The sequence below is a fragment of the Bacteroides sp. genome, assembly GCF_028690125.1.
In the GTDB taxonomy this organism is placed as follows: Bacteria; Bacteroidota; Bacteroidia; order Bacteroidales; family Bacteroidaceae; genus Bacteroides.
This window is the reverse complement of the sequence record NZ_JAQVBV010000030.1, coordinates 57,686-69,186: the sequence shown is the minus strand read 5'-3', so window position 1 is coordinate 69,186 and position 11,501 is coordinate 57,686. Positions and strand designations below refer to the sequence as shown.

General features: G+C 38.3%; 9 protein-coding genes. 4 read left to right on the top strand and 5 right to left on the bottom strand.

The features are described 5' to 3' along the window. The 4 genes from PHO71_RS17760 to hemW all read right to left on the bottom strand — a co-directional run. Nucleotides 1-1,853, bottom strand: a 1,853-nt coding sequence (locus tag PHO71_RS17760; RefSeq protein ID WP_300205888.1) for a TonB-dependent receptor, incomplete at its 3' end; no start/stop codon positions are given. Then, nucleotides 1,850-2,731 (bottom strand): FecR domain-containing protein, encoded by an 882-nt coding sequence (locus PHO71_RS17755; protein WP_300205886.1) that lies wholly within the window; start codon nt 2,729-2,731, stop codon nt 1,850-1,852. The genes PHO71_RS17755 and PHO71_RS17760, both read right to left, overlap by 4 nt. 214 nt (nt 2,732-2,945) lie before the next feature. Then, the gene (locus PHO71_RS17750) at nt 2,946-3,500 is read right to left on the bottom strand and encodes an RNA polymerase sigma-70 factor (protein WP_300205884.1); all 555 of its coding nucleotides are present in this window, start codon (nt 3,498-3,500) and stop codon (nt 2,946-2,948) included. 21 nt (nt 3,501-3,521) lie between these two features. Further along, a complete protein-coding gene (gene hemW, locus PHO71_RS17745) occupies nt 3,522-4,655 on the bottom strand; it encodes a radical SAM family heme chaperone HemW (RefSeq protein ID WP_300205882.1) in 1,134 nt (377 codons plus the stop codon). A 277-nt stretch (nt 4,656-4,932) separates the two neighbouring features. On the opposite strand from hemW, the gene PHO71_RS17740 reads away from it, so the two are divergent. The 4 genes from PHO71_RS17740 to PHO71_RS17725 all read left to right on the top strand — a co-directional run bounded on the left by PHO71_RS17740 (nt 4,933) and on the right by PHO71_RS17725 (nt 11,197). Next, nucleotides 4,933-6,240: a Gfo/Idh/MocA family oxidoreductase gene (locus PHO71_RS17740; protein ID WP_300205880.1), complete on the top strand. Its 1,308-nt coding sequence runs from the start codon at nt 4,933-4,935 to the stop codon at nt 6,238-6,240. Nucleotides 6,241-6,518: 278 nt separating this feature from the next. After that, entirely contained in the window at nt 6,519-8,675 is a 2,157-nt protein-coding gene (locus tag PHO71_RS17735; protein ID WP_300205878.1) for a translation factor GTPase family protein, read from the top strand. A 265-nt stretch (nt 8,676-8,940) separates the two neighbouring features. Beyond that, nucleotides 8,941-10,494, top strand: a complete 1,554-nt coding sequence (locus tag PHO71_RS17730; RefSeq protein WP_300205876.1) for a sensor histidine kinase KdpD — start codon at nt 8,941-8,943, stop codon at nt 10,492-10,494. Nucleotide 10,495: 1 nt separating this feature from the next. Then, nucleotides 10,496-11,197 (top strand): response regulator transcription factor, encoded by a 702-nt coding sequence (locus tag PHO71_RS17725; protein ID WP_005678712.1) that lies wholly within the window; start codon nt 10,496-10,498, stop codon nt 11,195-11,197. Between the two features lie 77 nt (nt 11,198-11,274). On the opposite strand, the gene PHO71_RS17720 is transcribed toward PHO71_RS17725, so the two are convergent. Further along, nucleotides 11,275-11,451, bottom strand: a complete 177-nt coding sequence (locus tag PHO71_RS17720; protein WP_300205869.1) for a hypothetical protein — start codon at nt 11,449-11,451, stop codon at nt 11,275-11,277. Nucleotides 11,452-11,501 lie beyond the last annotated feature (50 nt).

The window sequence follows — 11,501 nt, the reverse complement described above, 5'->3', positions numbered from 1 at the left end:
AAATGTACATATTGACTCATTTGGGTATAAGCGGCTTTGAAAGCTACAGATTTATTGAGTTGATAACGTGCTGAAAGTCGTGGTTGCAGTGAGAAATAGTTTTGTTTCTGCACATGAAACAGTGATAAATGTAAGCCGTAGTTAATTCTTAAACGAGAACAGATTTGGAAATTATCTTCTGCGTAAGCGGATATTTCATGTCCTTCAATCTGACTGTTGGATATGCTATTATATACGGTGTCCCGTTGTATAGTTTCGTTTTCTTGGTCCGTTATTTTAGAAGTCATAACTTCCGGGCGGAAGCGGTGATAGAGATAGCCCGTACCGAACTTGATATGATGTGTCGGAGTGGGATTGTAGTCAAAGTCTATTTGATAGTTCCAGTCGGAGATCCCGGAACTATAATTGGCAGAATATCGGTTGATGAGAAGAATGTTTTGATTGTTAGGATATTGATTATGGGTGTAAGTGTTGATATCCATATTATAATTGTTGAAGGCCACAGTTGTATTGCTAAACAGTCGATTGTTGAAAATATAATTCCATCTTGCTGAGACAATGGTATTTCCCCAATTCATATTGTTACCGTCTTTGAAATCTGTCGTATCGTCAAAGTTGGCGGAAAAGTGGTCTTTCCCATTATAGACACTTAGAAATAAGCGGCTACGGTCGGAGAATTTATGATTAATCTTGGCATTGATGTCATAGAAATAATAACTGTACTTCTCGTCGTCGGGCATAAAAGGTTTGGCTATTAAATCCAGATAGGAGCGTCGGGCGGAAATATTGAAGGAAGTTTTTCCTTTCACAATGGGACCTTCCAGATTTATTTTGCTGGTCAGCAATCCGATACTGAATGTTCCATGATATTTTTCCATATCTCCGTCGTTGGTGCGTACATCGACTACCGAAGACAATCGTCCACCGAAACGGGCTGGGAAAGAACTTTTGAAGAGAGTCACCTTTTTGACGGCTTCAGGAGTAAATACAGAGAAGAATCCAAACATATGATCTACGTTATATACCGGGACTCCGTCTAATAGAATCAGATTTTGATCGGGACCTCCGCCACGTATATATAATCCGGCGGAACCATCTACTCCTGCCTGTACTCCGGGCATCATTTGGATAGCTTTCATCACATCGGCTTCTCCCAATATGCTGGGAGTCTTTTTTATTTGGGTAATCGGGATTTCGATAGCTCCCATCTGTGTTGCTGAATTACCACTTTCTGCTTTATCCGATACGATGACTACCTCTTTCAATAGGTTGGCGTCTTTCATCCGTATATTCAGCAAGGTATCCTGTTGAAGAAAGAACGTACGTAGTTCGGTAGTATATCCCAGATAAGAAAAACGTATCGAAGTTTGCCCTTCAGGCAAAGTGATGCTGTAGTAACCGTATGGATTGGTACTCGTACCTTGTTTCAGATTGCTTTCCAAGATATTGGTCCCTATCAGCGTTTCCGAGGAAATAGCATCAGTGACATATCCGCTAATTGTAAATTTTCGGGATTCAGTTTGAGATTCTTTCTTTTTCTTTAGTAAGATGTAGCGCCCGGAAAACTGATAAGTGATATTTTCATGTGAGAATACTTTGTCAAGCACGTTATGAAGCGAATCTTTTTGGACACTTAAACTGATTTTTTTCCTGATCTTTACTTCTTCTCCGTAGACGAAGGAATATCCGGTGGAGTTCTCTATTAACTTAACAAATTCTTTCAAACTAGCGTTGCGTAAAGTAAATGTCAGTTGCGAGTCTGGATTTTGTGCCATATTGTTGATGGCATAAGTAAGCAGACATACCAGAAGACAGGTTCTGATATGTAGATTATCTGAGTATATTATTTTCATTTTAAGTCTTGTTTAGCAGTGATAATAATTTGGTCGTTAGTTTTTGAATAATCGAAATGTCCGGTTTGATGCAATACGGTCAGAATTGTTTCCAGCTTTTCGCTCTTTGGGAAGTGAGCTGTGATACAATAGTTTTGCAATGTTGTATCCTGAATTTGTATATCGACATTGAATGAGTTAGATAGTTCCCGTACAATTTCTTTCAAAGATGTATCGTTGAATATTAGCTCTCCTTGTCGCCAGGATATTTCGTCACCGGAGTTTTTAATCTCTTTGCGGGTGAGGCTATTTTTCACCTTATTATATATAGCCATTTGGTTAGATTCCAATACTAATCGAATTGTGTTACTGGTATTGCTTACTGCTACTGATCCTTCTAATAATGTCGTTCTTATATCCGGATTGTTGGGATATGCATCAATATTGAAATGCGTTCCCAAGACTTGTACATTAACAGGTCCGGCTTGCACGATGAAAGGATGTTTTTTATCTTTTGTCACTTCAAAATAGGCTTCTCCTGTCAGGGTTACTTCCCGATTGGCATTTTTAAAGCCTTTGGGGTAAGTAAGAGAAGAAAAATGGTTAAGTGTGACTGATGTACCATCCGGTAGGCGTACATAACGAGTTTCAGCTAATGTTGAAATTGTTTGTATGGATGTGGACGTAGCGTACCAATAAACTGCACATACCGATAGACAGAGTAGAACTACAGCTGCAGCTACCCTAAAGGATTGAACCGGAATATGTAGGATACGTGGTTTCAATCGTCTTTCCAACTTAGGATAACTGGCAGATGCCGAGAACTTTCCACGCGGTGAACGGGTGGAGGCTACGAGCCGGTCTAGTATTTTGTCTATTTCTGTATCGGTATATTTCATTATTCTCTCGATATTGGGTACTTTTCGGACATATCTTTCATAACATTATTCCTTAAGAATAGAATCTGTAAGGGTAGTAAGGGAACCATTGGGCCGGTATCCACATCATTCAACTTTTTCATCATTTCATTCATTTTTAGTGATTAATAGGTTTGTTTATTGATGAAGACCGGAAAATGAAAGATATTCCCTATTCTTTATTTATAAATAAGTGTTAATTAACATCAGCATGACTAATCATTTCTTTAAGCCGACTAACTGCTTTCTGAAGCTGGGCATCTACTGTCTTTATACTAATCCCTAGCTCTTCTGCTACTTGTGCATAACTTCGTTTTTCTTCACGGATACGGATAAATATTTCCCGGCAACGCTCAGGGAGCCTGTCGAGTGCTTTTACATATAGAGCAAAAAGCTCTTCATTAATTAATGATTCTTCTGGAGAACAGCTTTGCTCTTGTGGTTCGGGAAGGGCATCGGATTCAATGGTCGTATATCTGGACTCTTTTTCGAGATAATTGAGAGAAGCATTTTTGACTAGAATGAAACAATAGTCTTCGATATTTCTGACTTCAAGCAGGGTACTGCGTTGTTTCCAAAGTTTCAGAAATACATCGAGTACAATTTCCTGCGACCATTCTTCCTTTTTTACATAGTAGTAGGCTATACGGAAGAGCCGATCGTATGTCATATTATAAAAGTCGCGGAAGGCACTTTGCGAATCCTGCTCTTTTATTTGCCGTAATAACTTTCTTACTTCTGATTCGGTCATCGGCGGTTCATTTTACTGTATTTAATCTTCGACAAAAAGTAAGTCTCTCATAATACTATCAGATATGAAAATTCCCTCTCTGGTGAGGCGTAGGGTGCCGTCTTGTTCAGATAACTTTCCATTTTTCACGTAAGGAGCTGCCATCTTTCGACAGTATTTCAAGAACTTCGGACCGTATTCTTGTTCGAGCTTGCCTAATGGTATGCCCCACATGGTGCGGATGGAAGTAATGATCAGTTCATTGTAAGCAGTACCTTTATCCCGGTTTTCGGTTTCAAAAATCCGGTTGTTTTTCTCTATTCCCTCTATATAATCGTTGATGGAAGCAATGTTCCATTCACGTGAGCAGCCATCGAAAGAATGTGCTGAAGGACCGCAACCTAGATAAGGAGTGCCTTTCCAATAAGAAGTGTTGTGACGGGAATGTTTTCCGGGGTAGCAAAAGTTGGATATTTCATAATGTTCGTATCCGGCAACTTTCAGGTGCTCCATTAATATGGAAAAGAAACGTACACTGATTTCTTCGTCTACTTCTTGTACCTGACGTTTTTGCAGCATATTATATATAGGTGTACCCTCTTCATAAGTCAGGTGATACGCTGAAATATGTTCCGGCTGAAGTGCGACGGCTTGTTGCAGGTCTCGCTCCCACCGTTCGATTGTTTCGCCGGGTAGACCGTAAATCAGGTCGATACTTATATTTTGAAATCCGGCTTCACGACTTCTTTTTACAGCTTCTATGGCCTGGTTGGCTGTATGTCGTCGTTTGAGAAGTTTCAATGTAGACTCATCAAATGTTTGTATTCCCATACTGATACGGTTAAAGGGAAGAGAAGCGAGCATTTTCAGGTATTCAGTGGTCAGATCATCGGGATTGGCTTCTAAAGTGATTTCCCGGCAGTCTTCCATCCCGTAATGTTTGTGAATAGTATGGAATATCAGTTCGAAATCTTCTTTATTGAGTTGTGAAGGAGTACCTCCTCCGAAATAAATTGTTTCTATTGGTGCTCCTTTCAAGTAGTCTTTCCTCATTACCAACTCACTACACAATGCTTCCACATAGCGTGTTCTGAGTTCACTATGAGTAGTCGAATAGAAATCGCAATAGATGCAACGGGTTTTGCAGAAAGGAATGTGGAGATAGATGCCTGCCATATTGTGTTAAGTTCTATAATCAGTTGATAGCAAAGTACAAAATTACAGCTTTTTTTGAGCTATTTGAGAAGAGTAGAGATAATTAAATAAATTAAGTATTTAATTAGTGTATGAGAAGAAGTGATATTAATGTTTTCAGCATCTATTTTTTTGCTGATTCACAATTTCTTTGTAGAAACTATCGGTTGAACAATAAAATTCTATAATTTTGCTTTCTATGGTATATTCATATTTTGATACTACAAATATTTGTAACTTACTTTAAAAATTTAATATTATGACTACACGGCGTGAATTTCTTAAAAAAATGGGAGCCATGGCGGCTACCGGTTTAGTGATGCCAACTATTCTATCCGAAAACAATCTGTTTGCCCGCTCAGTTGCCGCTAACGATAAAATAAATATAGCATTAATCGGATGCAGGGGGATGGGGTGGTCAAATTTGAATGATTTTTTAATTCATCCGGAAGTTGAATGTGTTGCTTTATGTGATATAGACAAGAGTATTTTGGAAAATAAAGCTTCGGAATTAGTAAAGATGAGAAGCGGAAAGCCTGAACTTTATGGCGATTATCGCAAATTGCTGGAGAGAAAGGATATTGATGCGGTTATTATTGGTACACCGGATCATTGGCATTGCTTGCAAATGGTAGATGCTTGTTCTGCAGGAAAAGATGTATATGTAGAAAAACCACTAGCTAATTCAATTGCCGAATGTGATGCTATGGTAGCTGCCGCTAAAAAATATAATAGGGTTGTACAAGTGGGACAACAGCAACGTAGCGGAAATCACTGGCATGAAATGAAAAAGTATATTGATAGTGGGAAATTAGGAAAAATAGCAAAAGTGAATGTTTGGGCAAACTTTGGTTATGCAACGATACTCAATCCGGTTCCTGACTCTCCTGTCCCTGCCGGAATAGATTTTGAAACTTGGCTGGGACCGGCACCTAAAAGAACTTTTAATGAAAAGAGATTTCATGGCTCTTGGAGGATGTTCTGGGATTATGGTGGTGGTCTGATGACTGATTGGGGAGTGCATTTGATGGATATGGCTTTATGGGGTATGAATGTGAATGGGATGCCTAACCGAATTCTTAGTTCCGGAGGTAATTTTGCCTATCCGGAAAATTATGCCGAAACGTTTGATACACTTTCTGTCGTTTATGAATTTGATGATTTCACCATCCAATGGAGTAATGTTAGTATAGAAGCGGGACCTTATGGCAGAAATTATGGAGTTGAATTTATCGGAACGAATGGAATATTGGTCGCAAACCGCGAAAGTTGGGAGGTATATCCAGTACAAAACAAAATAGAAGCGATTAAAAGTATGCCGAATTATCAAGATCACCGGGATCATGTCACCAACTTCTTGAATTGTATGAAAACGCGTGAGATGAATACAGCCTGCACTGTCGATAATGGCAGTCTTTGTGCTAAATATGCCCATTTAGGAAATATATCTGCGCGTGTTAGATCAGCTCTTGTTTATGATGACGTGAAAAAGACCTTTAATCATCGTGAAGCTAATAAACTGATTAAACCGGATTATCGTAAACCGTGGAAATTTCCTGAATTATAACTGAATTTTGAAATAAAAGCGACAAGTTTGAAACCTTTTGATGATCTATAAGTTATAAGAGAATGAGAGAATCGCAATAGCTAATTGGATGAAGGCTAGTAGAAAAACAGATTATACAGTGTACTGATAAGTGCTAAAATGTACAAATGTGTTACATAACATTGTTTAGTAACACTGTCGTAAATCTTGCTTTTCCACTAATTAATCCCTAATTTGCGGCTCACTAAATTAATGGTATGCAAGAAACATACTGAGTAATTATTTAAATCTTATATATTATGAAGGTATATCAGACTAATGAAATTAAGAACATTGCCTTATTGGGAAGTTCTGGCTCTGGGAAAACCACTCTCGTGGAAGCAATGCTTTTCGAGAGTGGTGTTATAAAACGTCGGGGATCTATTGCCGCAAAAAACACTGTTAGTGATTATTTCCCTGTTGAACAAGAGTATGGTTACTCCGTTTTCTCTACCGTTCTCCATGTAGAATGGAATAATAAAAAGCTTAATATTATAGATTGTCCGGGTTCGGACGACTTTGTAGGTAGCACTGTTACTGCACTGAATGTGACCGACACAGCAATTATTCTTCTTAATGGTCAATATGGCATAGAAGTCGGTACACAAAATCACTTCCGATATACTGAAAAACTGAATAAACCCGTCATTTTCCTCGTTAATCAGTTAGATAATGAGAAATGCGACTATGATAATATTCTGGAGCAACTGAAAGAGGCTTATGGTCCTAAAGTAGTTCCTATTCAATATCCTATCTCTACAGGACCTAATTTTAATTCGCTGATTGATGTCCTGTTAATGAAAAAATATTCATGGAAACCTGAAGGCGGAGCTCCCATTATTGAAGAGATTCCTGCGGAGGAGATGGATAAGGCAATGGAAATGCACAAAGTATTAGTAGAAGCCGCTGCCGAAAATGATGAAGGATTGATGGAAAAATTCTTCGAACAAGATTCTTTGACGGAAGATGAAATGCGTGAGGGTATCCGTAAAGGATTGATAGCAAGAGGTATGTTCCCCGTATTTTGTGTTTGTGGAGGCAAAGATATGGGAGTTCGACGTTTAATGGAATTTTTGGGTAATGTAGTTCCCTTTGTTTCTGAAATGCCGAAGGTGCAGAATACGGATGGTAAAGAGGTAGCACCAAATTCGAATGGACCGGAATCTCTTTATTTCTTTAAAACAAGTGTTGAACCGCATATCGGTGAGGTTTCTTACTTTAAGGTAATGAGTGGAAAAGTCCATGAAGGCGACGACTTGCTGAATGCTGATCGTGGTTCCAAGGAACGTATTGCACAAATTTACGTTGTTGCAGGTGCTAATCGTATTAAAGTAGAAGAATTGCAGGCCGGTGATATAGGTGCTGCTGTGAAGCTGAAAGATGTTAAGACGGGTAATACATTAGACGGCAAGGATTGCGATTATAAATTTAACTTTATCAAGTATCCTAATTCTAAATATTCACGTGCTATTAAGCCTGTAAATGAGGCAGATGTGGAAAAAATGATGACTGTCTTGAACCGTATGCGTGAAGAAGATCCGACATGGATTATTGAGCAATCGAAAGAATTGAAGCAAACATTGGTTCATGGTCAGGGAGAATTTCATCTTCGTACTTTGAAATGGCGTTTGGAGAATAATGAAAAACTCCTGATTAAATACGAAGAACCTAAGATCCCCTATCGTGAAACAATAACGAAAGCCTCTCGTGCAGACTATCGCCATAAAAAGCAATCAGGTGGTGCAGGTCAGTTTGGTGAAGTTCATCTGATTGTAGAACCTTACAAAGAAGGTATGCCTGTTCCGGAAATTTATAGGTTTAACGGACAGGAATTTAAGATAAATGCAAAAGGTAAAGAAGAAATTCCGTTGGAATGGGGCGGTAAGCTTGTGTTTATCAACAGTATTGTGGGAGGTTCTATTGATAGCCGTTTTATGCCTGCTATCTTGAAGGGTATCATGTCCCGTATGGAACAGGGACCATTAACTGGTTCATATGCCCGGGACGTCCGTGTTATTGTTTATGATGGTAAGATGCATCCGGTAGACTCTAATGAAATCTCTTTTATGCTGGCTGGCCGTAATGCATTTAGTGAAGCTTTCAAGAATGCCGGTCCAAAGATTTTGGAACCTATTTATGATGTGGAAGTTTTCGTGCCGTCTGATAAGATGGGTGATGTAATGGGAGACCTGCAGGGACGGCGTGCTATGATTATGGGTATGAGTAGTGAGAAAGGATTTGAAAAATTGGCGGCTAAGGTTCCACTGAAAGAGATGTCATCTTATTCTACAGCTCTTAGCTCACTCACTGGTGGACGTGCTTCATTTATCATGAAATTCTCAAGTTATGAACTTGTTCCTACAGATGTTCAGGATAAGTTAATTAAGGATTTTGAAGCTAAACAAATAGAAGAATAACTAGTAATTCTCGTAATAATGTTAAAATCGTCGTCTTTTTTAAGTAAAAGGCGGCGGTTTTTGTTTAACTATGATTAATAAAGATGGAATTTCTCAAGGAAAATCTTTAATTTTTTATTAAATTTGCAAACCAAAGTAGTGCCTTTTTTGTTGTAGTCATCAGAATACGACTTAAATAACTTCTTTCGGTTAATTTACGAGAACTTCCGGTTAAATCAAGTTAATGAGCTAGGAGTGTTAATTAGGGAGTGTTAATTTTGTTGCTATGAAGAAGTCGACAATTTGGATATTAGGTATAGTAATGGGGCTTTCCTTTCTTAGCTTGTTGTATTTGCAAGTTAGTTATATAGAGGAAATGGTCAAAACCCGGAAGGAACAATTTGATTCTGCTGTGCGCAATAGTTTGGGTCAGGTTTCTAAGGATGTGGAGTATGCAGAGACACAGCGTTGGCTGATTGAAGATATAACTGAAACGGAAAGGAAGGCATTGGCTGCTAATTCTTCCATGCAGGAAGGTGATCCGACTCAACAAACGCCAGGTTTTAAGATGAATTATCGGAACGGAAAAGGATATACGGATTTTGAGCAACGTGTGATGACTGACAAACCATCAGAATTGCCGAAAGCGTTAATTTCTCCTTATCGGGGAACAAAAACAATTCCGGAGACTTCGCGTTCATTGATGGAAGCTGTCAAAAATCGGTACTTATACCAACGCGAGTTGCTCAATGAGGTGGCATGGCAGATGATTTATCAAGCAAGTGACAAGTCGATAGGGGATAGAGTTCGTTTTAGAGATTTGGATCACTATTTGCAATTAAGCCTATTTAATAATAGTATAGACTTGCCTTATCATTTTTCGGTGATTGACAGGGATGGCCGGATAGTCTACCGTTGTGCAGATTATGACACCAAAGGAGAGGATGAGTCATATCAGCAAGCATTGTTCCCGAATGATCCTCCTGCTAAGATAAGTGTACTGAAAGTACATTTTCCGGGGAGAAAGGATTATATTTTCGATTCAATCAGTTTTATGATTCCATCGTTGATATTTACAATGGTATTGTTAGTAACATTTATCTTTACGATCTATATCGTATTCCGGCAGAAGAAACTGACGGAGATGAAGAATGACTTTATTAATAATATGACGCATGAGTTTAAAACTCCGATATCGACTATTTCGTTGGCGGCACAGATGCTGAAAGATCCGGCGGTCGGTAAGTCCCCGCAAATGTTCCAGCATATTTCGGGAGTCATTAATGATGAAACAAAACGATTGCGTTTTCAAGTAGAGAAAGTATTGCAGATGTCGATGTTTGATAGGCAGAAAGCAACTTTAAAAATGAAGGAAATTGATGCGAATGAATTGATTTCGGGAGTCATTAATACTTTTGCTTTGAAAGTAGAACGATATAATGGTAAGATTACATCGAACCTTGAGGCTACTGATCCTGTTATATTTGCAGATGAAATGCATATTACGAATGTAATTTTCAATCTGATGGATAATGCGGTAAAATATAAAAAGCCGGAAGAGGATTTGGAATTGAAAGTAAAGACTTGGAATGAACCGGGTAAGCTGATGATTTCGATACAGGATAATGGTATCGGCATCAAGAAGGAAAACCTGAAAAAGATATTTGAGAAGTTCTATCGCGTGCATACAGGTAATCTGCACGATGTAAAAGGCTTCGGTCTGGGGTTGGCTTATGTGAAAAAGATAATTATGGATCATAAGGGAACTATTCGGGCGGAAAGCGATGTGAATGTAGGAACTAAATTTATAATTGCATTACCTTTATTAAAAAATAATTGATATGGACGAGAAACTGCGTATTTTATTGTGCGAAGATGATGAAAATCTTGGCATGCTTTTAAGAGAATATTTACAGGCTAAAGGTTACTCTGCTGAGTTGTATCCTGATGGAGAAGCTGGTTACAAAGCTTTCTTGAAGAATAAGTATGACTTATGTGTGTTTGACGTAATGATGCCTAAGAAGGATGGTTTCACTTTGGCGCAGGATGTTCGTGCTGCTAATGCTGAAATTCCTATTATCTTCCTGACTGCAAAAACACTGAAAGAAGATATTTTGGAAGGATTTAAGATTGGTGCGGATGATTATATCACCAAACCATTTAGTATGGAAGAACTGACATTCAGAATTGAAGCGATTTTAAGACGTGTTCGTGGAAAGAAGAATAAGGAAAGCAACATCTATAAAATCGGAAAGTTTACTTTCGATACTCAGAAACAGATTTTGGCAACGGAAGGTAAGCAGACTAAGCTGACTACCAAAGAATCAGAACTTTTAGGATTACTTTGTGCCCATGCGAACGAAATTCTGCAACGTGACTTTGCGTTGAAAACTATCTGGATTGATGATAACTATTTCAATGCCCGTAGTATGGATGTGTATATCACGAAATTGCGTAAGCACTTGAAAGAAGATGATTCAATTGAGATTATCAATATCCACGGAAAAGGTTATAAGCTGATTACACCGGAAGTTGAATCTTAATGAATAACTCAATAACTGGCAAATAAAAAAATCCCGGGAACATTTGTTCCAGGGATTTTTTTATTGATTTTCACGAATTAATCAACTATCTTCTTATTAATAACAATATAAGAGATGAGTCCTAATACAACGAATGCTACCGATGTACCAAGAACGGCGTTGTTGTTTACATTGCCGGTAATAGAACAAGCCAGTAAAATGACTACTCCGATCAAGATTAATATCAATCCCAGATTCTTTAATAAGTCTTTCATGTGTGTGTATTTAACAGTTTATTATTTAGTTATTTATTGTCTAATAGATT